We start from the raw sequence: 24,839 nt of genomic DNA on the forward strand, positions 1-24,839 counted from the left end.
GCCTCAGGCCTGGATCGCCCGGCGCCGTTCCCAGGCCGGGTAGAGGGTGTTGAGGGCCAGGCCTCCCAGCACCAGCGCCGCAGCGGTCAGCTTCCACGAGGTCAGGGGCTCGCCCAGCAGCACCGCCGAGGCGCCCATGCCGAAGACCGGCACCAGCAGGGACAGCGGCGCGATGGTCGCCGCCGGGTGCCGCGCCAGCAGCCAGGCCCAGCTGGCGTAGCCGAAGATGGTGTTGCCCACCGATTGCCACAGCACGCAGGCCCAGGTTGCCGCGTCGGCGGCGGCAAGGCCCTGGCTGATCGCCGGCCAGCCCTCGAACAGGAACGAGAGCACGAACAGGGGCGGGGCCGCGAACAGGCTCGACCACACCACATAGGCCAGCATGTTCACTGGCCCGGCGGCCCGGGCCACGGTGTTGCCGCCGGCCCAGCCGAGGGCCGCGCCCACCACCAGCGCCAGGCCCAGCGCCGTCACCTCGGCGCTTGTGTGGGCCATCAGCCAGACGAGGCCCAGGGCCGCCAGGCCCAGCGCCGCCACCTGGAACCGGCGGATCTTTTCACCCGCCAGCACCATGGCGAAGCCCACGGTGAAGAACGCCTGGATCTGCACCACCAGCGAGGCCAGGCCCGGCGAGATCCACTGGGTCATGGCGATGTAGAGCAGGCCGAACTGGCCGACGCCGATCAGCACCCCATAGGCCGCCAGATTGCGCCACGGCACGGCCGGCCTCTTCAGGAAGAACACCGCCGGCAGCAGGGCGAAGGTGAAGCGCAGGGCTGCGAACAGCAGCGGCGGCAGATCGTCCAGGGCCCAGCGGATGACCACGAAATTGGTGCCCCATACGGCCACCACGGCCAAGGCGAGCAGGGCGTGCAAGGGCGGCAGGGCGGGGCGACTCATGCAAGCTAGATAGCGACGCTCCTGACGGCGCGCACCGTCCAGTTCCGTTCGTGTGGACCGACCACCGGGCGGGCCTGCGGCGGCCGCCCGCCGTCGGACGCCCCGTCGAAACGGGCCTTCGTCGCAATGACGCGGCCGGTCTGGGTGACAACACGTTCACGGGCGCGGCGCTTGCTCATGGGCTAAGCAGCGTCTAACCCACATTCCGCCCGGTTCGCCGGGGCCTCCAGGGACGGTTCATGAGCGAGAACGTGCAGACCGCACACAAGTCGGGCGCCGCCAACGAATTCTTCGAGATCATCAAGACGGTGGTCTACGCGCTGCTGATCGCGCTGTTCCTGCGCGTGATCTTCTTCCAGCCGTTCACCATTCCGTCGGCCTCGATGGAGCCGAACCTCTACGAAGGCGACTACATCATCGTCTCGAAGTTCAGCTACGGCTACTCGCGCCACTCCATCCCGTTCAGCCCGCCGCTGTTCGAGGGGCGGATCCTGGGCTCCGAGCCCAAGCGCGGCGATGTGGTGGTCTTCAAGCTGCCCAGCGACAACCGCACCGACTACGTCAAGCGCGTCATCGGCCTGCCGGGCGACCGCGTGCAGATGAAGAACGGCCTGCTCTACCTCAACGGCGCCCCGGTGCCGCGCGAGCAGCTGCCCCCGGGCCGCACCGACCTCGGCGGTTTCGTCCGCCAGGTGGCCCAGTACCGCGAGACCATCGCCGGCCATGCCTTCGACACCCAGGACTTCGGGACCGACGGCGACCTCGACAACACCGACGTCTTCGTGGTGCCCGAGGGCTACTACTTCGTGATGGGCGACAACCGGGACAACTCGTCCGACAGCCGCGTGCCGCCCGGCGCCGGCGGCGTGGGCTTCGTTCCGGCCGAGAACCTGGTGGGCAAGGCTCAGATCATCCTGCTGTCGTGGGAGCCCGAGGCCTCGATCTTCAAGCCGTGGACCTGGGTGCTCGACGCCCGCGTCAGCCGCTTCTTCAAGGTCCTGCATTGAGCGGAAACACGCGAGCCGCCGCCGTAGCTGAGCTTGAGCGCCGCATCGGCTATGTCTTCGTCGACCGCGACCTGCTGGAGCGGGCCCTCACCCACGCCAGCGTCGGCGACGGCGCCCGGGCGGTGCGGCACAACGAACGTCTGGAGTTCCTCGGCGACCGGGTGCTGAACCTGTGCGCCGCCGAGCGGCTGATGGCCCTCGACCCGGACGCTCGGGAAGGCGAGATGAGCCGGCTCCTGGCTAGCCTCGTGAACTACCATGCCTGCGCCCGGGCGGCGAAGCGGTGCGGCCTGCCCGCCGCCATGCGCATGTCGGCCTCGGCCACCAAGGTCGGCGCCCGCAAGTCCGATGCGGTCCTGGGCGACGCCTGCGAGGCCCTGATCGCCGCCCTCTATATCGACGGGGGCCTGGAGACGGCCCGCGCGTTCTTCCTGAAGTTCTGGGAGGAGGAGTTCGCCCGGCTCGACGAGCCCCGGGCCAAGGACCCCAAGACCCAGCTCCAGGAATGGGTGCAAGGGATGGGCCTGCCGCTGCCGAGCTACGAGATCATTTCCCGCGAGGGACCGAGCCATGCGCCGAGCTTCACGGTGGAGGTGACGGTCCAGGGCTTCGGCGCCGAGCGCGGCGAGGGGCCCTCGCGCCAGGCGGCCGAGAAGGCCGCCGCCCAGTCCATGCTGCTGAAACGTGAAGGGCCTGAGCCCGGAAAGGGCGCCGAATGAGCCGCGCCGGATTCTGCGCCATCATCGGCGCGCCCAATGCGGGCAAATCCACCCTGACCAACCGCCTCGTGGGGGCCAAGGTCACCATCGTCACCCAGAAGGTCCAGACCACGCGTTTCCCGGTGCGCGGGGTGGCCATCGAGGGCGACGCCCAGATCGTGCTGGTGGACACCCCCGGGATCTTCCAGCCGCGCCGTCGCCTGGACCGGGCCATGGTCCGCGCCGCCTGGGGCGGGGCCGAGGACGCCGACGCCGTGGTCCACCTCGTGGACGCCGCCGCCGAGCTCGGCGACAAGCCCGCCGACCGCAAGGCCCAGGCCGATGTGGAGAGCATCGTCGAGGGGCTGAAGGCCGCCGGCCGCAAGGTCATCCTGGCCCTCAACAAGATCGACGCCGTGAAGCGCGACCAGCTCCTGGGGCTGTCGCAAAAGCTTTTCGATACGGGCGTTTACGACGAGGTCTTCATGATCTCGGCGACCTCCGGCTCGGGGGTGGAGGACCTGAAGAAGCGGCTCGCCGCCTTGATGCCCGAGAACGCCTGGTTCTACCCCGAGGACCAGACCGCCGATCTGCCGGCGCGGCTGCTGGCGGCCGAGATCACCCGCGAGAAGCTGTACCTGCGCCTGCACGAGGAGCTGCCGTACTCGGCGACCGTCGAGACCACCAAGTTCGAGGAGCGCGACGACGGCTCGGCCCGCATCGAGCAGGTCATCTATGTGGAGCGCGAGAGCCAGCGGCCCATCGTCCTCGGCAAGGGCGGCCAGACGGTGAAGTGGATCGGCCAGAAGGCCCGCGAGGAGCTGTCCGCCATCCTCGACCGGCCGGTGCATCTCTTCCTCCACGTGCAGGTGGACGAGAAGTGGGCCGACAAGCGCGAGTTCTACGGCCCCATGGGGCTCGACTACGACGCCTGATATGCTCCGATGATGGAGTTCGAGGACGACGCCTATGTCCTGGCCGCCCGCGCCCATGGGGAGAGCGGGGCCATCGTCGAACTCCTGACCGCCGGTCGCGGCAAGTACGCGGCCCACGTCGCCGGGGGCAATTCACGCAAGGTGCGGCCGTTCCTCCAGCCCGGCGCCCGGGTCATTGTCCGCTACCGGGCCCGGGTGGCCGACCAGCTGGGCTCGGCTGCGCTGGAGCCGGTGGGCGAGGGGCCCGCCGCCCTGTTCGACGATCCCCTGGCGCTGTCGGGCCTCTCGGCCGCCGCCGCCGTGGCAGCCGGGGCGCTGCCCGAGCGCGAGCCGCATCCCGGGGCGTTCCTCGCCTTCGAGGCCCTGGCCGGGGCCCTCGTCCTGCCCGACGTCTGGCCGGCGGTGTTCGTCCGCTTCGAGGCGGGGCTGCTGCAGGACCTGGGCTTCGGCCTCGACCTCTCCAGGTGCGCCGCCACCGGCGCCGTGGATGACCTGATCTACGTCAGCCCGCGCACTGGCCGGGCGGTCAGCCGCGCCGCCGGCGAGCCCTACAAGGACCGCCTCCTGGCCCTGCCGCCGTTCCTGCTGGCGGCCCAGTACGGCCTGCGCCCCGGCGACGTGGCCGCCGGCCTCAGGCTCACCGGCCATTTCCTGGAGGCCTTCATCTTCGGGCCCTTGAACCGGCCCCTGCCGCCGGCGCGGGTCTGGCTGCTTGATCGCCTGGCCGAGGCCGGGCGGCTTTGACCCTCGCCGCGCGCGCCTCGGCCGCGCCCCTGCGGCGCGCTGCGGCGTCGCCCCGAATCCCGCGTCTTGCTAGAAGGGCCGGATGACCGTCCTGACTGCCCCGCCCGGGTCCGGCGATCCCGACCGGATCATCGAGGAACCGCTCTCCGAAGCGCTGTCGCGGCGCTATCTGGCCTATGCGCTCAGCGTCATCACCGACCGGGCGCTGCCCGACGTGCGCGACGGCCTCAAGCCCGTGCAGCGGCGGGTGCTCTACGCCATGCGCGAGATGCGGCTCAACCCGGACGCGGCGGCCCGCAAGTGCGCCAAGGTGGTCGGCGAGGTGATGGGCGGCTACCACCCGCACGGCGACCAGTCGATCTACGACACCATGGTCCGCATGGCCCAGTCGTTCGCCCAGCGCTATCCGCTGGTCGACGGGCAGGGGAACTTCGGCAACATCGACGGCGATAACGCCGCGGCCATGCGCTACACCGAGGCCAAGCTGACGGTGGCCGCGACCCTGCTGCTCGACGGCATCGAAGAGGACGCCGTCGACTTCAAGCCCACCTATGACGGCTCGGACGAGGAGCCGGTGGTGCTGCCCGCCGGCTTCCCGAACCTGCTGGCCAACGGCGCCACGGGCATCGCTGTGGGCATGGCCACCTCGATCCCGCCGCACAACGCCGGCGAGCTGATCGACGCCTGTCTGCTGCTGCTGGAGCAGCCCGAGGCCTCCACCGAGGCCCTGATGGCCCATGTCCAAGGCCCCGACTTTCCCACCGGCGGCGTCATCGTCGAGCCGCGCGGCAACCTCATCGAGACCTACGCCACCGGCCGCGGCGGGGTGCGCGTCCGCGCCCGCTGGGAGAAGGAGGATCTCGGCAAGGGGATGTACCAGATCGTCGTCACCGAGATCCCGTATCAGGTGAAGAAGGCCGATCTGGTGGAGCAGCTCGCCGGGCTCATCGAGGCCAAGAAGGCCCCGCTGCTGGGCGACGTGCGCGACGAGTCCGCCGAGGACGTGCGCCTGGTGCTCGAGCCCAAGAGCCGCAACGTCGAGCCGGAAGTCCTGATGGAGAGCCTGTTCAAGCTCTCCGACCTCGAAACCCGCTTCTCGGTGAACCTCAACGTCCTGGACGCCCGCGGCACGCCGGGGGTGATGAACCTGCGGCAGGCGCTGCAGGCCTTCCTCGATCACCGCCGTGACGTCCTGGTCCGCCGGGCCCGCCACCGGCTGGAGAAGATCGAGGCCCGTCTGCACATCCTCGACGGCCTGATGATCGCCTACCTCAATCTGGACGAGGTGATCCGCATCGTCCGGTTCGAGGACAAGCCCAAGGAAAAGCTGATCGAGACCTTCGGCCTCACCGAGATCCAGGCCGACGCCATCCTCAACACCCGCCTGCGCCAGCTGGCCCGGCTGGAGGAGATGGAAATCCGTCGCGAGCACGCCGAGCTGTCGGAGGAGCGCGACGGCATCATCAGGATGCTGGAGTCCGAGAAGGCCCAGTGGAAGCTGGTGGGCGAGGGGCTGCGGCACGTGAAGGCCGAACTCGGCGACCTCAACGGGCGCCGCTCCACCTTCGCCGAGGCCCCGCAGATCGACACCGAGGCGGCCCTCGAGGCCATGATCGTCCGCGAGCCGATCACCATCATCCTGTCCGAGCGCGGCTGGATCCGCGCCGCCAAGGGCCGGGTGGAGGACCCCTCCGAGCTGAAGTTCAAGGAAGGCGACAAGCTGCAGTTCCTGGTCCCGGCCGAGACTACGGACAAGCTGCTGATCTTCGCCTCGGACGGCCGCTTCTTCACCCTGGGCTGCGACAAGCTCCCCGGCGCCCGGGGCCATGGCGAGCCGCTGCGGCTGATGATCGACCTCGACGACAAGGTCGGCATCGTCGACGTCTTCCCGCATCGCCCGGGCACGAAACGGCTCCTGGCCTCGAAGCAGGGCTACGGCTTCATCCTGCCGGAGGAGGAGGCCATCGCCTTCCGCCGCGCCGGCAAGCAGGTGCTGAACGCCGGCGATCCGGCCAGGAAGGGCGAGGGCGCGGCCGTCTGCCTGCCCGTCACCGGCGACCAGGTGGCGGTCATCGGCGACAACGGCAAGATCCTGATCTTCCCCGTCTCCGAACTGCCCGAGATGCCCCGCGGCAAGGGCGTGAAGCTGCAGTCCTACCGCGAGGGCGGCCTGCGCGACGCCATGGTGTTCAAGGCCGACGAGGGGGCTAACTGGATCGACTCCGCCGGCCGCACCCGCACCTGGGAGGAGTGGCGTGACTGGGCCGGCCGCCGCGCCGGCGCCGGCAAGCTCGCCCCGCGCGGCTTCCCGACCACCAAGCGCTTCCGGCCCCGCTGATGGCCGCCGCCGAGCCCGCCGCCCCGGCCATCGAGATCCGCAAGCCGGACGTCTCGCCCGAACAGCTCTGGACCGACGTTCTCGGCTGGGTCCAGGCCCACGGCCTGCAGATCATCGTCGCCCTGGCGGCCGGCCTCGTCATCTACCTGGGCCTGGGCGTGGCGCGCAGCCTGATCTCCCGGCTCAAGGATCGGCCGGGCGAGCCCCTGGGCTTTAGGGCCCTGATCGGCCGCGCCGCCAGCAAGACCACCCACCTCTTCATGGTCCTGGCCGCGGCCCGGTTGGTGGTGGGCTACGCCAGCCCGCCCGCCGCCCTGGCCAGCACCGTGGGCTTCCTGTTCACGGTCGCCGCCGCCTTCCAGGCCGCCATCTGGCTCCGGGAGATCGTCCTCGGCCTCATCGAGCGCCGCACGGCGGTGGAGGGCCACAGCGAGACCCTGGCCAACGCCACCGGCGTCATCCGGCTGCTGGTGACGGTGGTGATCTTCGCCATCGCCATCATCGTGGTGCTGGACAACCTCGGGGTGAACGTCACCGCCCTGGTGGCCGGTCTCGGCATCGGCGGCATCGCCATCGGCCTGGCCGCCCAGGGCATCTTCTCCGACCTGTTCGCGGCCCTGACGATCATCTTCGACAAGCCGTTCCGGGTGGGCGAGACCATCACCTACGACGCCTCCACCGCGACGGTGGAGCGGATCGGCCTGAAGAGCACGCGCCTGCGCGCCACCACCGGCGAGCGCAAGATCGTCTCCAACGCCAACCTGCTCCAGAAGGAGATCACCAGCTACCAGACGCTGGACCGCCGGCGCCTGAAGTTCGTGCTCAGCGTGATCTACCAGACCGACCCCGAAGTCTGCGCCCGCATCCCCGACATGCTGCGCGAGATCGTCGAGGCCGAGGGCGGGACCTTCCTGCGGGCCGGCTTCGTCAACTTCGCCGCCAGCTCCCTGGACTTCGAGCTGGAGTTCGACGTCTTCCGCGAGAGCTGGGACGAGATCTTCGCCATCCGTCACCGCGTCGGCCTGGGCATCCTGCGCCGGTTCGCCAGGGAAGGCGTGGAGTTCGCCTATCCGACCCAGACCACCTTCACCGCCGCCCCCGACGGACGGCTGGTGATGCCCTATCCCGAGGAGTGGCCGGGGCGGGCCAGGGGCTGACGCTCAGGCGGCCCGGGCCGAGATCGCGGTCTCGACCACATGGGCGCGGTACAGCACCGCCAGGAGGTCGGTCTGGGTGATGACGCCCAGCAGCCGCCGGTCCTCGTCCACCACCATGGCCTCGTGGATCGCCCCGCGCGACAGCACCGGCAGCAGGGCGTGAATCGGCGTCTGCGGCCCCACCGTCTGGGCCGCGGGATCGAGAGCCGCCGTCACCGGGCCGTCCCCCGCCGCCAGCAGCTCGGCCCTCCGGGCCATGCCCACCAGCCGGCCCGAGGCGTCAAGCACCGGAGCCGTCCGCAGCTCGTGCGCCTGCAGGCGCGACAGGGCGCTTCCGGCGTCCTCGTCCGCGCGCAGGAAGATGATGTCGCGGCTCATGATGTCCCGGCAGAGGATCTGCGCGTGCAGCCGCCCGTGCGCCTGGCGCTCCACCTCGCGGAACAGGGCGTCCAGGTCGTCGCGGCCCACGTCCAGCAGTTCGCCGTACCGCGCCAGGGCCGCGTCCAGGTCGGCGGGGGTGTAGCCGACCCGCTGGTCGGCCGGCGGGTCCCGGGTGTTGTGGACGCTGGCCGCCGGCGCCGTCCGGTGGGGATAGCTGCGGCCGGTCAGGCGGCCATAGGCGCTCGCCAGCAGCACCAGCAGCACCGAGCACAGGCCCACAGGCGCGAGAGCGTAGTCATAGCCCAGGGGCTCGGCGGCCAGGGCCGCCCCCAGCGCCACCGCCCCGCCGGGCGGATGCAGGCAGCCGGTCAGGGCCATGGCCAGGATGGCGCAGCCCACCGCCGCGGCCGCGGCCAGGGCGGGGTTGGGGATCAGCAGGGCGCAGGTCACCCCGACCAGGGCCGCCATCACATTGCCGCCGATCACCGCCCGGGGCTGGGCGAGGGGGCTCGCCGGGACCGCGAAGGCCAGCACAGCCGAGGCGCCAATGGGCGCCACCAGCAGCGGCGCCGCCGAAAGCTCACCCTCGCTCAGCAGCCGCGCCATCAGGCCGCACAGGCCGACGCCCACCAGGGCGCCGAGCCCCGCACGCAGGGCTTCGCGGGGGCGGATCGGCGCGGGTCCGCGCAGCAGGGGCGCAAGGGCGGTCATGGGTCGGGCCTCGTGCCCCACGGCCGCGCCTGGCTCAAGGCGGCAAAAACCATGGGCGCCGCCAGAAAAACTCCGGCCCGCGGCGACGATCCGCCGCCGGGGGCGTCCGCCGCGGGCGTCCATCGGGGGAAGGTCTTTCCGCAGAACCGTGTTAGGATGGCCCGTCAAACCAGGGCGGCGGCCTGCGCCAGACCCCCTTTGGACGACGAGCCTGGCGCCGCGCCGTGGCCTTGGACGAACAAGGTCCGGGAGGTGCTGCGATGGCCAATACCGTCGGCAATCCGTTCGAATATGTGCTCAAGCGCGTGGCCTGGGCGTTCGAGGGCGCGGGCGAGCGCCATGCGCTTCCCCGCTCCAGGGTGGTCCCCGAGGTGCGCCGCCTCACGTCCGCCGACCTGAAGGAGTCCCTCAGGCGCGGCGTCTCCGACTTCGCCGCCGCCCGGGACGACGTCGTCTTCATCGCCGTCTTCTATCCCCTGGCGGGCCTGATCCTGGCCGCCGCCTTCCTCCGCTATGACCTCTTGCCGATGATCTTCCCCCTGGTGTCGGGCTTCGCCCTCCTGGGGCCGCTCGCCGCGGTCGGCCTCTATGAGGTCAGCCGCCGCCGTGAGGCGGGAGAGGAGGTGAGCTGGTGGCACGCCGCCTCGGTGTTCGGCTCCCCGGCCATCGGCGGCATCTTCGTCATGGGCCTGGTGCTCATCGGCCTGTTCCTGGCTTGGCTGGGCGTCGCCTATGAGATCAGCCTGCTGGCCTTCGCCGAGGGGCCGCCGGTCACCTTCCGCAGCTTCCTGGAACAGACCTTCGCCACCGGGGCCGGCTGGGCCATGGCCCTGATCGGCATCGCCGTGGGCTTCGTCTTCGCCGCCGTAGCCCTGGCGATCAGCGTCGTCTCGTTCCCCATGCTGCTGGACCGCCGGATCGACGTGGACGTGGCCATCCGCACCTCGCTCAAGGTCGTCCGGCGCAATCCCGGGACCATGGCTCTGTGGGGCCTCATCGTGGCCGCCAGCCTGGCGCTCGGCGCGATCCCGGCTCTGCTCGGCCTGATCGTGGTGGTGCCGATCATCGGCCATGCCACCTGGCATCTCTACCGCCGCGCGGTCCCCTGATCCCGGCGAACTCGGCGGCGTCCGGCTGTCCCGGCCGGGCGCCGGCCGTTCCCTAAGTCTGCTTTCTGACAGACCCGGGCGTCCGGACGTGTCATGATGCCGTCATCGCCGACTGGTATTTCGGGCGTCGGCGGCTGAGAGACGGTTTCCGGCCTTCGGGCCTGGCTACGAACCCCATGCTCCCGCCTGCAGCGTCGGAGCAAACCCAATGCCCCTCTACACTTTCCATCCCTGTCGCCCGGACGGCACGTCCGACACCTTCGTCACCGTCGAGCTGCGGGGCGATCGCGACGTGCCCGCCGTCGCCGTCGACCTGCTGGCCAGGCACCGCAACTGCCACGCGATCGAGGTCTGGCAGGACGAGCGCCAGCTGGCCGAGATCCGCCGGGACGAAGCCGCCACCGGCTGAGCGCGCCTTCCCACTAGGCGCGCCAGCCCCTAACTTCCGGGCATGGCTGTCGCATTCACCCGCGAGGAAGACTACGAGGCGCAGGCTGCAGACCTGCCTGACCGCCCGATTTCACCGCACCCCAATCTGGTGACGGCCAGCGGGCTTGCGGCCATCGAGCGCGAGCTGGCCGCCGCCCGCGCCGCCTATGTGGAGGCCCAGGCCGCCGCCAAGGACGGTCCCGGCGTGGCCGCCGACCGCACGGCCATGGCCCGGGCCACCCGCGACCTGCGCTACTGGTCCGCCCGCCGGGCCAACGCCCAGCTCACCGAGCCGAAGGGCGATCCCGATAAGGTCCTGTTTGGCCGTACCGTCGAGATCGAGCGCGAGGACGGCCGCCGCCAGAGCTTCCGCATCGTCGGCGAGGACGAGGCCGATCCCGCCCAGGGCAGCGTCTCCTACGTCTCGCCCCTGGCCAAGGCGCTCATGGGCCGCACGGTGGGCGACGTCGTCGTCGTCAATGGCGCCGAGGTGGAGATCGTCGCCGTTCATCCCTGAGGACCTGACCCGAGCGCGGCTCTATTCGCATTACGCTGTTACTAAACTACACTAATCTTATAGGGATTATAGGATTGCTGCATTGACGGTCGGGGGCGGCTGACGCCTTTTCCGCGCCACGAAGCGGGGCAGGTGGCCCCGCCAAGGGGGTTCTTGATCGCATGCGTAATCTGTTCTCCGGCGCCGCCCTGGCGCTGGTTCTCGCCGCGCCGGCCTTCGCCGAGGAAATCGACGCCCCATCCGCCGGCGAAACCACGGCCGTGGACGAGGTTCTGGTCACCGCCACGCGTCGCGAGGAGAGCGTGCGGGACATTCCGGCCACCATCACCGCCGTCACCGCCGGCCAGCTTGAGGCCACGGGCCCGATCAACGGCTCCGGCGACCTGCTGCGCACCGTTCCGGGCGTGCGCTTCAACGACCTGCAGAGCAACAACCTCAGCGAGGTCTCGATCCGCGGCTCGGGCACCCAGCGGGCCACGGGCGCGGACTCCGGCGTCGGCCTGTTCGTGAACGGCGCCTATGTGGGCTCCAGCACCCTCGGCGGCCGCAACTTCCGCCACGTGGACCACTTCGACCTTGAGCGCGTCGAGGTGCTGCAGGGGCCGCAAGGGGCGCTCTACGGCCGCAACTCCGAATATGGCGTGGTCAATATCGTCCTCGCCAAGCCGAAGTTCGAAAACTCCGGCTACGTCAGCGGGACCTACACGGACAATCTCTCGCAGACCAAGCTGATCGGGGTGGTCAACCAGCAGATCAGCGACGACGTGGCCATCCGCATCGGCGCCCAGTCGGTAGGCCAGACGAAGGGCTACTACTACGACCCCAACAACGACCGGTACTACGACCACACCGACGGCTGGATCGGCCGCGGCCAGGTGCGCGTCCGCAAGGGACCGCTGGACGTCACCTTCCTGGTGGACGCCCAGGACCTCAACCTGCCGACCTTCCTCAACGTCTATGACGTGGCGCCGGGGGTGAATGCGGCGGTGCCGCTGGGCTTCACCCAGGACCGCTTCGTGGTGCCCCACGAGGGCAAGGACGGAGTCCATCAGAAGGTCCAGCGGGCGATGATCCTCGCCGACTACGACCTGGGCTTCGCCACGCTCACCTCCACGAGCATGGCCACCCACTGGATCTCGCGCCAGCACTATGCCGCGGCCATCGACCTCGCCACCCAGGCCGAGCTGAACCGCCTGGGCCAGACCGGCCTCTATCCCTTCGGTCAGACCTCGACCGTGGCCAAGGATCGAACCTTCTACCAGGACCTGCACCTGGCCGGGACGGCCCTGGAAGGGCAGCTCCAGTGGCTGGCCGGCGCCGACTACCTGATCCAGCACGACCTCAACGGCACGGACTCGGCCACCACCCCGTGCCCGCTGCGGCCCACCGCCGCCGTCTGCGGCGGCACGCCGACCGCGCCGGTCTGCTACCAGCTGCTGCCGACCCAGACCCTGTGCCCGACGCCGTTCCCCAACAGCTTCGGCACGTCCAGCCGCGCGACCCTGCGCAACGAGTCGTTCTCGGTCTATGGGTCGCTGAAGTACACGGTCGGCGCCTTCGCCCTGGCCGGCGAGCTGCGCTACTCGGAAGACGACAAGAAGGCCCAGCAGGCCTCGGTCCTGCTCTACACCACGACGCCCGCTGCGCCGCCGGCGGCCTATGACTTCTCGGCCAACCGGGTGAATTACACCGTCACCGGCAGCTACAACCTGCCGACCCGCCTGCCGTCCATGATCTACGCCAAGGTCGGCACCGGCTACCGCGCCGGCGGCGTCAACGCCCGGGTCTCGTCGCCCTTCGCCCCGAACCCGTTCCGGCCGACCTACGGCAACGAGGACACCACCAGCTACGAGGTGGGCTACAAGGGCAACCTCGCCCCCAACATCTTCGTGCGCCTGGCCGCCTACGCCTCGCGCACCGAGGACGCCATCACCTCGATCAACGACGGCTGCACGGTGCTCAACGCCTGCGGCAAGGCCGGCACCGTCTTCAACATCAACGGCGGCACGGTTCACGCCCGGGGCGTCGAGGGCGCCGTCGACGGTCGCTTCCGGGTGGCCGACGGCCTGCTCAACGTCAGCCTGAACGCCGCCCGCCAGCGGGCCCGCTACGTCTCGACGCCCAACGACTATTCGGGCCTGCCGCTGGTGGACTCCTCCGTGGCCCAGATCCCCAAGTGGACCATGTCGGCGCAGGTCTCCTACCGTCGCGAGATCGTCGCGGGGCTCGACGGGTTCGCCAACCTGACCTACTCGGGTCAGCGCGGCGGGGTGCAGGACACGGTCACGGCGGCGACGCCGGCGATCTACCTCAACGACCTGGACACCCTCAGCGCCCGCGTCGGCGTCAGCTTCGCCCGGGTGGAACTGGCCGGCTTCGTCACCAACCTCACCGACGAGGAAGTGGCGCTGCTGCAGTTCCAGTCCAACGGCGAGCCGCTGGCCAACCGTTACAACCAGCCGCGCACGTTCGGCGTCAATGTGACCTACCGCTGGTAGGCCGAGAGGAGAGGGGAGGCGTCGCCATGCAGGCATCGCGTCGTGGGGTTCTGCTGGGAACCGGTCTGGCGGCGGCCGGCCTCGCCGCTGGGGCGCAGGCCGCGGGGCCGGCGGGCGCGACGCCCGACGCCGCCTGGTTCCAGGCGGTGCTGGAGCGCTACGCCGGCTTCGGGGTGAAGGCCTCGGGCGGCAAGGGCGACCTGGGCGTCGGCCAGTGGCTGGAGGGCGAACTGTCCGCCCTCGGTTACCGCTGCGAGCGGCAGGTGTTCCAGACGCCCTACGCCGAGGTCCGCACGGCGACCCTCTCCACGGGCGGGCGCACGGCGCCGGTCTTCCCCCAGGCCATCGTGCGCACCACGGGCGCCGGGGGCCTCTCCGGCCCCTTGCGGCTCTCCAGCGCCCCGGGCGACCTCGCTGGCGCCATCGCGCTCATCGACCTGCCGTCCCGGCGCTGGGTCAGCCTGGCCGAGCCGGCCATCGCCCGCGGGCTCGCCGACGTCTTCCAGCGCGGCGCGGCGGGCGCGGTCCTGGTCACCAACGGCCCCACGGGCGAGATCTGCGGCCTGAACGTCCATCCGGGCCGCCCGGGCTTCCCCAAGCCCGTGGCCATCCTCGCTCCCACCGACGCCCAGCCGTTCGTGGCCGCCGCGGCGCAAGGGGCCCCGGCGACCCTGATCGTCGACGCCGAGACCGGCCAGCGCCCGGCCGACAACCTCATCGCCCGGCTCGACCGTGGCGCGGCCAAGACCCTGATCGTCACCACGCCCAGGTCCGGCTGGTTCACCTGCGCCGCCGAGCGGGGATCGGGCCTGGCCATCTGGCTCGCCCTGGCCGGCTGGCTCGCCAAGGCCCGCCCGGGCGTGAACCTGGAGTTCGTCGCCACCAGCGGCCACGAGTACGTCTATCTCGGGGGGGAGGAGTACCTGCACCACAAGGCGCCCAAGCCCGCCGACACCCATCTGTGGGTCCATATCGGCGCCAGCGCCGCCGCCCGCGACTGGCACGAGATCGGCCCGCGGCTGCTGCCCCTGCCCAGCGCCGATTCCCAGCGGGTGTTCGTGGCCTCGCCCGACCTCATCGACCTCGCCCGCCACAGCTTCAAGGGCGTCACGGGCCTGGAAGCGGTCTATCCGGCCGACAAGGCGCATACGGCGGGCGAGACCGAGAACGTCATCGCCGCGGGCTACGCCTCGGTGATGGGCCACTACGGCGGCCACCGATTCTTCCACACCCCAGGCGACGACATGCGTTGCGTCTCGGGCGAACTCGTGGTCCCCGTGGCGGCCGCCTACCGGGCCGTCGTCGCCGGAGCCATCCCCTTCGCCTGAGCGGGCGGAGGGTGGAACCTTCGCCGTAAGCCGGAGTTAGGCCGAAAGCAGAAAGGGGAACCCCCATGCGTACACGCATCATCGCCGCCGGCGTCGCGGCCCTCGCCCTCATCCCGAGCCTCGCCCAGGCTCAGCAGACCTGCGAGGAGCGGCGCGCCAACCGCATCGCGGGCACGGTGGTCGGCGGCGCCCTCGGCGCCCTGGCCGGCAGCGCCGTCGCCGGCCGCGGCGACCGCAGCGAGGGCGCCGTCATCGGCGGCATCGCCGGGGCGGTCATCGGCAACCAGGTGTCCAAGGGCGACGGCGACTGCCGCCGGGCCTACGGCTGGTACGACAACGACGGGATCTGGCACGCCAACGCCGTCGACCGCAGCTACGCCCAGGGCTACTATGATCGCCGCGGCAACTGGATCGAAGGCAGCCCGCCGCAGGGCGGCTGGGACCGCAACGGCCGCTGGAACGTCTCGGACGACCGCTACGCCCAGGGCGGCTATCGCCCCACCTCCAACTGGCGTGACGCCCCGCACGACGTCTCGGCCCGGATCGACTGGCTGGAACGCCGCATCGCCCGCAGCCGGGCCAACGGCTCGCTGTCGCGCCGCGAGGCCGAGCGCGCCGAACGCGAACTCCGCGAGATCCGCCGTCTCGAGAGCTCCTACCTTCGCGACGGCCGCCTGAGCCGCACCGAGGCCGACGCCCTCATGCGCCGTCTGGACACCCTCAACCGCCAGATTCGCTGACGGCGAGGCGTCTGACTCATTCATCTCCCTAAACCCCGCCTGAATACGCCCCGTCGGCGACGTTCAGGCGGGCGGGTCTAGCCTCGGGCTCAAGGGTCGAAAGCCCACCCGAGGAGATCCGCTATGAGGAAGACCTTCATCCTGGCCGCCGCCGTGGCCGTCGCCACGCTCACCGCCGGCGCGGCCATGGCCCAGCCCTACGGCTATCGCCACGACGGCCCGCGCTACGGCGGCTACGACCGCGACTACCGCTACGCCCGCGGGCGGGACTCCGACCGCGACGGCATCCCCGACCGGCTGGAGTGGAACCGCGACCGCGACCGTGACGGCGTCCCGGACCAGTGGGACCGCTACGACAACCGCCGCGGCCATCGCTACGGCCAGCATCACCGCCGCCATGTGGACCGCTATGACCGCGGCCCATACGGCCGTCGCTGGTAGCTGAACGACAGAGGGGCGGCCCGGCCCGCAGCCGGCGCCGCCCCGATCCTTGGCGCAGGTCGGCTATTCCGCCGGCTCCAGCGCCCCTTCCGGGACCGGATCGCCCACCAGGGCGCCGTCCAGCCAGGCCAGCAGGTCGTTGTTGATGGTCTCGGCGTGGGTCGAGGCCATGCCGTGGGGCAGGCCGGGATAGACCTTGAGCGTGCCCTTCTGCAGCAGACGGATGCCCTTCAGGGCCGCATCGTGGATCGGCACGATCTGGTCATCGTCGCCGTGCATCAGCAGCACGGGGATGTCGATCTTCTTCAGGTCCTCGGTGAAGTCGGTCTCGGAGAAGGCCTTGATGCAGTCGTAGTGGGCCTTCACCCCGCCCATCATTCCCTGCAGCCACCACTTCTGAATCAGCCCCTGGCTGACCTTGGCGCCCGGCCGATTGAAGCCGAAGAACGGCCCGCTGGGCACGTCCAGGAACAGCTGCGCCCGGTCGGCGAGGAGGGCGGCGCGATAGCCGTCGAACACGTCGATGGGCGTGCCTTCGGGGTTGCTGTCCTTCTTCACCATCACCGGCGGCACGGCGCCGATCAGCACCGCGCGGCTGGCCCGGTCGGTCCCGTGCCGGCCAAGGTAGCGGGCCACCTCGCCCCCGCCGGTGGAGTGGCCCACATGGATCACGTCCTTCAGGTCCAGGGCTTCCACCAGCGCCCGCAGGTCGTCGGCGTAGGTGTCCATCTCATTGCCGTCCCAGGTCTGGGTCGAGCGGCCGTGACCCCGGCGGTCGTGGGCGATCGCCCGGTAGCCGTGGTCGGCGAAGAAGATCATCTGGGCGTCCCAGTCGTCCGCGGTCAGCGGCCAGCCGTGGCTGAAGACGATGGGCTGGCCCGAACCCCAGTCCTTGTAGAAGATCTGAGCGCCGTCCTTGGCGGTCACATAGGGCATGGCGAGGCTCCGTTGTGGGGGTGTGCAGGACCTTCGCGTCCTGCCCCACAACCATCCCCGCCCGAACGCGGTTATGCGACCATACTTAGGTGCTAGTGCGGCCGCGGCCGCAGGGGAGGGCGGCTAGAACATCCCCATGGAAAGGCCCGCGGCCAGGGTGGCGCCGCGATCCCGGGCGGCGGCGAGGGCGGCGGCGTCCAGCGTCTTGGGGGCGGCGATGGCCTGGGGCGTCTGGGCGCGGGTGCAGACGATCAGCGGCTCGGCCACCGACTTCAGCCGCCAGCCGGTGGCGATCCGGGCGAGCTGGCGGGCGGCGTTCTCCCCGTCCGACCCGGCGGCGATCAGGGCCGCATAGGGCCGCCCGTTCAGCCGCTCCAGGGCCCCGTAGTAGGTGCGGTCGAAGAACTCCTTCATCTCCCCCGACAGGGCCGCCAGGTTCTCGGGGCAGGCGAACAGGTAGCCGTCGGCGGCCAGCAGGTCCTCGGCCTCGGTCTCGGCCGCCCGCCGGACCACCACCTCCACCTCGCCGGGGGCGCCCTCGGCCGCCCCCGCCGCCGCCGCGTCGGCCAGGGCCCGGGAGGCGCCGGTTCGGGAATGCCAGACGATGAGAAGCCGCTTCATGGCCCAAGCCTAGCCGTCGCGCTTGCCAGCCGGAACCGCTCCCCTAAGCTCGCCGGCAACAAACCGAATATTCGAGGGGAGGCTTCCATGTTCATCACCCGCCGCCACGCCGCGGCCCTGACCGCCATCGCCCTGGCGCTGACGCCGGCCTCGGGCTTCGCCCAGGCCGCCCGCAAGACGCCCGTCGCGGAGCTCACCCAGACGGTGGCCCCCGAGGCGGTGGGCTTCGATTCCGAGCGCCTGGCGCGCCTCGACGCCTACATGGCCAAGGTGGTTTCCGACGGCCGGGTGCCGGGCATGTCCATCTTCCTCGCCCGCCACGGCAAGGTGGTCTCGTTCAAGACCTACGGCTCGGCCCGCTTCGGCGGCCCGCCGCTGGAGAAGGACGCCATCTTCCGCATCTACTCCATGACCAAGCCGGTCACGGGTGTGGCGATGATGATCCTCTTCGAGGAGGGCCGCTGGCGCCTGGACGACCCGGTCACCCGCTTCATCCCCGAATTCAAGAACCTCAAGGTGATGAAGGGCGTGGACGGCAACGGCCAGCCGATCCTCGAGGACATGAAGCGCCCGCCCACCATGCGTGAGCTCATGAGCCACACCGCCGGCTTCGGCTACGGCCTGCAGGACGAGCATCCGGTGGACCGGCTCTTCCGCGAGAAGCAGGTGCTCTCCGCACCCAGCACCCAGGCGATGATCAAGCGCACCGCCGAGATCCCGCTGATCTTTCAGCCGGGGACCGACTGGCGCTACTCCAGCGCCGTCGACATCCAGGGCTACATCGTCGAGAAGCTCACCGGCATGACGCTGGGCCAGTTCATGGAGCAGCGCATCTTCAAGCCGCTGAAGATGAACGACACGGCCTTCTATGTGCCGGCCGACAAGGCCCATCGCCTGGCGCCCGTCTATTACTTCAACCCCCAGACCCGGAAGGTGGAGGAGGCCAAGAGCCTGTTCGGCGGCGACCTGCCCACCTACCTCGAGCCGCCGGCCTGGGAGAGCGGCGGCGGCGGCCTCGTTTCCACCACCCTCGACTACGCCCGCTTCGCCCAGATGATCGCCAACAAGGGCGAGCTGGACGGCGTGCGCATCCTCTCGCCCGCCTCGGTGGAGCTGATGGGCGCCAACATGATCGCCAAGGACGTGCTGGTCTCGTCCAACGGCACGGTGGGCTCGCGCTTCAACGAGGCCGTGGGCTTCGGCCTCGACTTCATGGTGGTGAACGATCCCCGTGCGGCCGGAACGCTGGAAGGCAAGGGCAGCATGAGCTGGGGCGGGGCCGCCGGCACCTGGTTCTGGGTGGACCCGACCAACGACCTCGTCTTCGTCGGCATGATCCAGCGCTTCGGCGGTTCGGGCGGCGACGACCTCGGCGCCATGGCCCGGACCCTGACCTACCAGGCCCTCGTGAACCCCGAGAAGTAAGCTCGTTTTTCCCGCCCCGTCATGGGGAGGGCGGCGAGCGCCCGAGACGGGTGGGGACGTGGGGCGGCTCCATTCCCCGCCCCGACGCGCCGGCGGCGCATCGTCCCTCCCCGGGCCGGGGAGGGACCGGTTCGGCTACTTCGCATAGGCTGGCGGATAGGGCCGGTTCAGGTCCTTGTAACGCTCGCGCAGCTCGATCTGGCGCGAGGTCAGGGGCTGGGCCTTGCCGCGCACCAGGATCAGCCGCGGCCGCGACAGCGGCTCGAAGGGATCGCCCGACCAGACCACCAGGTCGGCGTCCTTGCCGGGCTCCAGCGAGCCGACGCGCTCGGCCACCCCGAACGCCTTGGCCGGATTGATCGTCACCGCTTTCAGGGCCGCCTCGTACGGCATGCCGTAGGCCACGGCGTTGCCGGCGTTGTATCGGGTCTCGTGCGCCCGGTGGGCGCCGCCCTGGCCTTCGATGATGACGGTCACCCCGGCGGCGTGCAGGCGGGCGGCGTTCTCCAGCGTCGCCCCCAGGCTCTCGAAGCCGTCCGGCCGGTCCTCCACCGGATTGATGATCACCGGCACGCCTGCGGCGGCGATCTCGTTCGCCACCCGCCAGCCCTCGGCCGCCCCCGAGAGGATGACCTTGAGCTTTTCTTCCTTCGCCAGCTTGAGGATGGCGCGGATGTCCGAGGCGCGGTCGGCCACGGCGATCAGCGGCATCCTGCCCTCGACCACCGGGATCAGCGCCTCCAGGTCGGCCCGGGACAGCGACAGGTCCCGATAGCCGGCGCGCTCATAGGCGGCGCGGTTGCGGGCATAGGCGCGCACGTCGTCCAGCACCGTCTTCAGCAGCACGATCTGGGCCCCTCGGGCGCCGCCGCTGAGGGCCGCGCCCCGGCGGCCGAAGGGGGCGACCATGGCCACCTTGGCCCGGACCAGCGGGTCCTGGCCCTCGGCGAGCTGGATCACCGCCGCCTGGCCGGAGAACAGGCCGCTGCCGCGGTTCGGGACCATCCCCCCGCCGGCGGTGAGGTCCTCGCCCCCGTCGTGGCTGTGGCCGTCGTCCGAGGCCCCGCCGCCGCCGGTGCGCGGGGTGACGATGGCGCTGGTGATGCCGCCCAGCCGCGCCACCGGGATGACGAAGCTGTCCGGGTTCAGGGCGTACTGGATGTCGAAGGCCGCGCTGAGGCCGGGATTGTTCACGCTGGCCTCATTGCCCAGCATGCTGATCTCCACTGCGCCCAGCAGGCTGTTGGCGGCCACGAAGCCGGGGGTGACGACCCCGCCCTTGGCGTCCACCACCTCGGCCCCGGCGGGCACGGCCACATTCGGTCCCACGGCGACGACCTTGCCGTCGCGCACCAGCACCGTGCCCTGGGCGATCTCGCCGGACGGCCCGGCGGTGAGCACCCGCGCGTTGGTGACGGCGAGGGTGGCCGCCAGGGCGCTGAAGGGGGCGGCGAGGGCGATGGAAAGCGCCGCGACCGCGGTCAGGGTCCGTTTCATCGCAGGCCTCCCAGGCCGAGTTCGAAGTCCGACTTGGCCTGATAGGCCGGGTCATGCCGGTCGTAGGCCACGCCGCCGTCGATCCAGACCCGCTCGGCGCGGGCGTAGATCGAGAAGGGATTGCGGTCCCACAGCACCACGTCGGCCCGCTTGCCGGGCTCCAGGGTGCCGGTCTCGTGCAGGATGCCGATGGCCTTGGCCGGATTGGCGGTGATCCACTTGATGGCCTCGGCCTCGCTGATCTGCAGGCCCGCCTCGCGGCCCGCCGCCAGGGCCTCGGCGGCTTCCTGGTTCAGGCGCTGGATCAGGTCCGGGTCGTCCGAGTGGATGATCGCGCAGGCGCCGGCGGCGTGCATCAGGGCGGCGTTGGCCTCGATGGCGTCGAACTGCTCGAGCTTGCCGCCCCACCAGTTGGTCCAGGTGGCGGCGCAGATGTCCTTCTGCGCCAGCAGGTCGGCGATCTTGTAGCCCTCAATGGTGTGGTGGAACGAGGTGATCCGGTAGCCGAACTCCTGGGCCACATCGATCATCTGGGCCATCTCGTCGGCCCGGTAGCAGTGGTTCTGCACCAGGATCTCGCCCTTCAGCACCCCGAGCAGGGTGTCGAGTTGCAGGTCGCGCTTGGGCGGGTCGGCCTTCTCGCCGTTGCTGACCTTGGCGCGGTAGGCGTCCCACTTGCGGCCGTACTCGGCGGCGTTGATCCAGGCGGCGCGGTAGCCCGCCACATTGCCCATGCGGGTGGTGGGCGAGCGGTTGCGGCCGCCATAGACCCGCTTGGGGTTCTCGCCGCAGGCCATCTTCAGGCTGTGCGGCGCGCCGGGGAACTTCATCCCCTGGGTCGTGCGGGCGGGCACGTTGCGCAGGGTCACGCCCCGTCCGCCGAACAGGTTCGCCGAACCGGGCAGGACATGGACGGTGGTCACCCCGCCGGCCCGAGCCAGGTTGAAGCCGGGGTCCTGCGGCCACACCGAATGCTCGGCCCACACCTGGGCGGTGTTCGGGTCGCTCATCTCGTTGCCGTCCGAGTGGGCGCCCACCGCCGGCGAGGGATAGACCCCCAGGTGCGAGTGGGCGTCGATCACGCCGGGCGTCACCCAGCGGCCCTGGGCGTCCACCACCTCGTAGCCGGCGGGCGGGGCGCCGGCCGGGCCTACGGATTCGATGCGGCCGTCGCGGACCAGCACCATCCCGTTCTCGATCTGCGCCCCCGTGCCCGTGAGCACCGTGGCCCCGACGATGGCCGTCGGCCGGCCGGGCAGGGGACGGTAGGTGCTGGCGAAGGCTTCGCCCGAGGCCTCTAGCCCCTTGGGCAGCGGCTTGGCGGACGCCGTGGCCTTGGGCGGCCCCTCGGCTGTGGCGGCGCAGGCGGCGAGGCCCGCCGCAAGGCTGGCCGCTATGGCGGCCCTCAGGATCTGTGGCACTCGGGAACCCCCAAACTTTCGCTCAGGAATTGAAAGGGGGCTGGAGGGATCGTCAAGCGCGCAGGGCCTGTCCCCTGTGCTTGACAAGCGCAACCGCCCATGCGCCCTTCCGCGCCTCCTAAAGCAGCGATTTCCGCCTTTTTTCATGCATCCCTACCGCACCCACACCTGCGGCCAGCTCCGCGCTTCCGACACCGGCTCTCAGGTGCGCCTGTCCGGCTGGGTTCACCGCAAGCGTGACCACGGCGGCCTGATCTTCATCGACCTGCGCGACCACTACGGCCTGACGCAGCTCGTGGTGAGCCCCTCGACGCCCGGCTTCAACTTGGTCGAACACGTCCGCGCCGAGAGCGTGATCCGCGTGGACGGCGAGGTGGTGGCCCGCTCGCCCGAGACCGTGAACCCCAACCTGCCGACCGGCGAGGTCGAGGTGGTGGTGCGCAAGGTCGACATCCTCTCCGAAGCGGCCGAGCTGCCGCTGCCGGTGTTCGGCGAGCCCGAATACCCCGAGGAGATCCGGCTGAAGAACCGCTTCCTGGATCTGCGCCGCGAGACCCTGCACAAGAACATTGTCCTGCGCTCGAAGGTCATCCAGTCGATCCGCAACCGGATGATCGAGCAGGGCTTCCTGGAGTACCAGACGCCGATCCTGACGGCCTCGTCGCCTGAGGGCGCGCGCGACTTCCTGGTGCCCTCGCGCCTGCACCCGACCAAGTTCTACGCCCTTCCGCAGGCGCCCCAGCAGTTCAAGCAGCTGCTGATGGTCGCCGGCTTCGACCGCTACTTCCAGATCGCCCCCTGCTTCCGGGACGAGGACCTGCGCGCCGACCGCTCGCTCGAGTTCTACCAGCTCGACGTCGAGATGAGCTTCGTGACGCAGGAGGACGTGTTCGCGGCCATCGAGCCGGTGATGCACGGCGTCTTTACCGAGTTCGGCGAGGGCAAGCCCGTCACGCCCTATCCGTTCCCGCGCATCCCGTATCGGGAAGCCATCGCCAAGTACGGCACCGACAAGCCCGACCTGCGCAACCCGCTGGTCATGCAGGACGTGTCCGAGCACTTCCGCGGCGGCGGCTTCGGCCTGTTCGCGCGCATCCTCGAGGACGCCAAGAACGCCGTCTGGGCGATCCCGGCCCCGAAGGGCGGCAGCCGCGCCTTCTGCGACCGCATGAACTCCTGGGCGCAGGGCGAAGGCCAGCCGGGCCTGGGCTACATCTTCTGGTCCGAGGATCAGGGCGGCTGGGGCGGCCCGATCGCCAAGAACCTCGGCGCCGAGAAGACCGCCGGCCTCATGGGCGCCCTGGGCCTCGGCCAGGGCGACGCGGCCTTCTTCGTCGCCGGCGATCCCAAGGTCTTCTACAAGTTCGCCGGCGCGGCCCGGACCAAGGTTGGCACGGACCTGAATCTGATCGACGAGAACCGGTTCGAGTTCGTCTGGATCGTCGACTTCCCGATGTTCGAGTGGAACGAGGACGAGAAGCGCGTCGACTTCTCGCACAACCCGTTCTCCATGCCCCAGGGCGAGCTGGAAGCGCTGAACACCAAGGATCCCTTGGACATCCTCGCCTACCAGTACGACATCGTCTGCAACGGCTATGAGCTGTGCTCGGGGGCGATCCGGAACCATCTGCCCGAGATCATGATCCGGGCCTTCGAGATCGCGGGCTACGGCCCCGAGGTGGTCGAGGAGCAGTTCGGCGGCATGCTGAACGCCTTCCGTCACGGCGCGCCGCCGCACGGGGGCCTGGCGCCCGGCATCGACCGTATCGTCATGCTGCTGGCCGGCCAGACCGCCATCCGCGAGGTCATCGCCTTCCCGCTGAACCAGCAGGGCGAAGATCTGCTGATGCGGGCGCCGTCCGAAGTGACCGAAAAGCAGCTCAAGGAGCTGCACATCCGCCTCGCCCCGCCCATCAAGTCCTAGGCGGGGCCGGAAGAGTCCCGCCGGCTCAGTCGGCGGGACCTTGCGCGATCAGGAAGCGCGGGCTCGGCGGAGCCGGGGCAGGGGGCGCAGGCGGCGCCGGCGGAGCCGGAGGGGCGGGCGCAGCCGATCCGCCGCGTACGATCACCCGCACGCCGCTGCAGGTCCTGGCGAGGAGCCCGGCCGGAACCTTGGTCCGGGCATCGCCGCAGGCGCTGTCCAGCTGGTCCTGGGTGAGGCCCTTGGCGCCCGAAAAGTCGGCCCCGGCGATCATCGCCCGGCGCAGGTCCGCGTCGCGGAAGTCGGCGCCTTCGAAATTGCCCCCCGACATCGTCGCCCCGTGCAGGTCGGCGGCCCGGAAGACAGCCCGCTCGAAGCGGCCGTGCGACAGGACCGCGCCCTTCAGGTCGGCGTCCTGGAAACTGGCGCCGCTGGCGTCGGCCCGCTGCAGGTTGGCGCCCTTCAGATTGGCCGAGCGGAAGCTGGCGCCGCGCAGGGTGGCGCGGCCGAAGTTGGCGCCCGCCGCGTCGACGTCGTTGAGGATCGCCTTGGTCAGGTCGGCGGAGTCGAACTGGCCGCCGCGGATTTCCGCCGAGCGCAGCACCGCGCCCGTCAGCACCGCCTGCCGGAAATTGGCTCCGGTGGCGTTGGCGTCCGACAGGTCCGCCCGGGAGAGGTTGGCCGAGCCGAACCGCACCCCGTGGGCCTCGGCGGACCGCAGGCGGGCGCTGGAGAGGTTGGCGCCCGAGAAGTCGGCGCCGTTCATGCCGGTGTCCGACAGGTCGGCCCGGGAGAGGTCCGCCCCGGCGAAGCTCGAGGCCTGGAACCGCGCCTCGCGCAGGTTCGCCCCCACGAGGGCGGCGCCGGAGAAGTTGGCCCCGATGATGTGCGCCCCGGCCAGGTTGCGGCCCGACAGCTCGCACTTCACGCACGAGCCGCCGAACGAGGTGCGGCGGGCCACCTCCTTGTCGCCGAGGAAGAAGGCCGAAGCCTCTCCCGCCAGAGCCGCGCCGGCGAGAAACGCGCCGAGGGCGAGGGCGAGGCGGGCTGAACGCTGGGTCACTGCGGAGTAATCCTCGAAGGTT

22 protein-coding genes are annotated in these 24,839 nt (G+C 70.7%); 15 read left to right on the forward strand and 7 right to left on the reverse strand.

Annotation, left to right across the window (positions count from 1 at the left end; all coding sequences use genetic code 11):
- Positions 1-3: 3 nt before the first annotated feature.
- On the reverse strand, positions 4-900 hold the full coding sequence (locus BO64_RS09775; RefSeq protein ID WP_496403104.1) for an EamA family transporter: 897 nt from the start codon (positions 898-900) through the stop codon (positions 4-6).
- A 239-nt stretch (positions 901-1,139) separates the two neighbouring features.
- Between BO64_RS09775 and lepB the strand changes: the two genes are divergently transcribed.
- From lepB to BO64_RS09805, 6 genes are all read left to right on the forward strand, one after another.
- Complete coding sequence (lepB, locus tag BO64_RS09780; protein WP_496403105.1) at positions 1,140-1,907, forward strand: signal peptidase I; 768 nt, start codon at positions 1,140-1,142, stop codon at positions 1,905-1,907.
- On the forward strand, positions 1,904-2,626 hold the full coding sequence (gene rnc / locus BO64_RS09785) for a ribonuclease III (RefSeq protein ID WP_496403106.1): 723 nt from the start codon (positions 1,904-1,906) through the stop codon (positions 2,624-2,626). The genes lepB and rnc overlap by 4 nt, the downstream gene beginning before the upstream one ends.
- Positions 2,623-3,540, forward strand: a complete 918-nt coding sequence (era, locus tag BO64_RS09790) for a GTPase Era (RefSeq protein ID WP_496403107.1) — start codon at positions 2,623-2,625, stop codon at positions 3,538-3,540. The genes rnc and era overlap by 4 nt, the downstream gene beginning before the upstream one ends.
- A gap of 12 nt (positions 3,541-3,552) precedes the next feature.
- Positions 3,553-4,284 carry a DNA repair protein RecO gene (gene recO, locus BO64_RS09795; protein WP_496403218.1) on the forward strand — a complete coding sequence of 244 codons (732 nt, stop codon included), beginning with the start codon at positions 3,553-3,555 and terminating at the stop codon, positions 4,282-4,284.
- Between the two features lie 82 nt (positions 4,285-4,366).
- The gene (gene parC / locus BO64_RS09800; protein ID WP_496403108.1) at positions 4,367-6,622 is read left to right on the forward strand and encodes a DNA topoisomerase IV subunit A; all 2,256 of its coding nucleotides are present in this window, start codon (positions 4,367-4,369) and stop codon (positions 6,620-6,622) included.
- Positions 6,622-7,779 (forward strand): mechanosensitive ion channel family protein, encoded by a 1,158-nt coding sequence (locus BO64_RS09805; RefSeq protein ID WP_496403109.1) that lies wholly within the window; start codon positions 6,622-6,624, stop codon positions 7,777-7,779. The genes parC and BO64_RS09805 overlap by 1 nt, the downstream gene beginning before the upstream one ends.
- Before the next feature lie 3 nt (positions 7,780-7,782).
- Here the strand turns inward: BO64_RS09805 and BO64_RS09810 are convergent, their stop codons facing one another.
- Complete coding sequence (locus tag BO64_RS09810) at positions 7,783-8,871, reverse strand: HPP family protein (protein ID WP_496403110.1); 1,089 nt, start codon at positions 8,869-8,871, stop codon at positions 7,783-7,785.
- A 260-nt stretch (positions 8,872-9,131) separates the two neighbouring features.
- Between BO64_RS09810 and BO64_RS09815 the strand changes: the two genes are divergently transcribed.
- The 7 genes from BO64_RS09815 (at position 9,132) to BO64_RS09845 (ending at position 15,933) form a co-directional block, all read left to right on the forward strand.
- Positions 9,132-9,980: a DUF2189 domain-containing protein gene (locus BO64_RS09815; RefSeq protein ID WP_496403111.1), complete on the forward strand. Its 849-nt coding sequence runs from the start codon at positions 9,132-9,134 to the stop codon at positions 9,978-9,980.
- 208 nt (positions 9,981-10,188) lie between these two features.
- Positions 10,189-10,389, forward strand: coding sequence for a hypothetical protein (locus BO64_RS09820; RefSeq protein ID WP_496403112.1), 201 nt, complete (start codon positions 10,189-10,191; stop codon positions 10,387-10,389).
- Positions 10,390-10,431: 42 nt separating this feature from the next.
- The gene (greA, locus tag BO64_RS09825) at positions 10,432-10,926 is read left to right on the forward strand and encodes a transcription elongation factor GreA (RefSeq protein ID WP_496403113.1); all 495 of its coding nucleotides are present in this window, start codon (positions 10,432-10,434) and stop codon (positions 10,924-10,926) included.
- Positions 10,927-11,087: 161 nt separating this feature from the next.
- The gene (locus BO64_RS09830) at positions 11,088-13,424 is read left to right on the forward strand and encodes a TonB-dependent receptor (RefSeq protein ID WP_496403114.1); all 2,337 of its coding nucleotides are present in this window, start codon (positions 11,088-11,090) and stop codon (positions 13,422-13,424) included.
- Positions 13,425-13,450: 26 nt separating this feature from the next.
- On the forward strand, positions 13,451-14,752 hold the full coding sequence (locus BO64_RS09835) for a hypothetical protein (protein WP_496403115.1): 1,302 nt from the start codon (positions 13,451-13,453) through the stop codon (positions 14,750-14,752).
- 65 nt (positions 14,753-14,817) lie between these two features.
- Positions 14,818-15,492 carry a glycine zipper 2TM domain-containing protein gene (locus BO64_RS09840; RefSeq protein ID WP_496403116.1) on the forward strand — a complete coding sequence of 225 codons (675 nt, stop codon included), beginning with the start codon at positions 14,818-14,820 and terminating at the stop codon, positions 15,490-15,492.
- 123 nt (positions 15,493-15,615) lie between these two features.
- Positions 15,616-15,933, forward strand: a complete 318-nt coding sequence (locus BO64_RS09845; protein WP_496403117.1) for a hypothetical protein — start codon at positions 15,616-15,618, stop codon at positions 15,931-15,933.
- A gap of 63 nt (positions 15,934-15,996) precedes the next feature.
- Here BO64_RS09845 and BO64_RS09850 read toward each other — a convergent pair whose 3' ends face one another.
- The gene (locus tag BO64_RS09850) at positions 15,997-16,869 is read right to left on the reverse strand and encodes an alpha/beta fold hydrolase (protein WP_496403118.1); all 873 of its coding nucleotides are present in this window, start codon (positions 16,867-16,869) and stop codon (positions 15,997-15,999) included.
- A 123-nt stretch (positions 16,870-16,992) separates the two neighbouring features.
- Positions 16,993-17,490 (reverse strand): flavodoxin family protein, encoded by a 498-nt coding sequence (locus BO64_RS09855; protein WP_496403119.1) that lies wholly within the window; start codon positions 17,488-17,490, stop codon positions 16,993-16,995.
- 87 nt (positions 17,491-17,577) lie between these two features.
- Between BO64_RS09855 and BO64_RS09860 the strand changes: the two genes are divergently transcribed.
- Positions 17,578-18,915: a serine hydrolase domain-containing protein gene (locus BO64_RS09860; protein ID WP_496403120.1), complete on the forward strand. Its 1,338-nt coding sequence runs from the start codon at positions 17,578-17,580 to the stop codon at positions 18,913-18,915.
- Positions 18,916-19,050: 135 nt separating this feature from the next.
- On the opposite strand, the gene BO64_RS09865 is transcribed toward BO64_RS09860, so the two are convergent.
- Both BO64_RS09865 and BO64_RS09870 read right to left on the reverse strand, forming a co-directional pair.
- On the reverse strand, positions 19,051-20,412 hold the full coding sequence (locus BO64_RS09865; protein ID WP_496403121.1) for an amidohydrolase family protein: 1,362 nt from the start codon (positions 20,410-20,412) through the stop codon (positions 19,051-19,053).
- Positions 20,409-21,833, reverse strand: coding sequence for an amidohydrolase (locus BO64_RS09870; RefSeq protein WP_496403122.1), 1,425 nt, complete (start codon positions 21,831-21,833; stop codon positions 20,409-20,411). The genes BO64_RS09865 and BO64_RS09870 overlap by 4 nt, the downstream gene beginning before the upstream one ends.
- Before the next feature lie 145 nt (positions 21,834-21,978).
- Here BO64_RS09870 and aspS point away from each other — a divergent pair, with 145 nt between their 5' ends.
- A complete protein-coding gene (aspS, locus tag BO64_RS09875; protein ID WP_496403123.1) occupies positions 21,979-23,757 on the forward strand; it encodes an aspartate--tRNA ligase in 1,779 nt (592 codons plus the stop codon).
- A gap of 25 nt (positions 23,758-23,782) precedes the next feature.
- On the opposite strand, the gene BO64_RS09880 is transcribed toward aspS, so the two are convergent.
- Entirely contained in the window at positions 23,783-24,817 is a 1,035-nt protein-coding gene (locus BO64_RS09880) for a pentapeptide repeat-containing protein (protein ID WP_496403124.1), read from the reverse strand.
- Positions 24,818-24,839 lie beyond the last annotated feature (22 nt).

The sequence above is a fragment of the Phenylobacterium composti DSM 19425 genome, assembly GCF_059568645.1.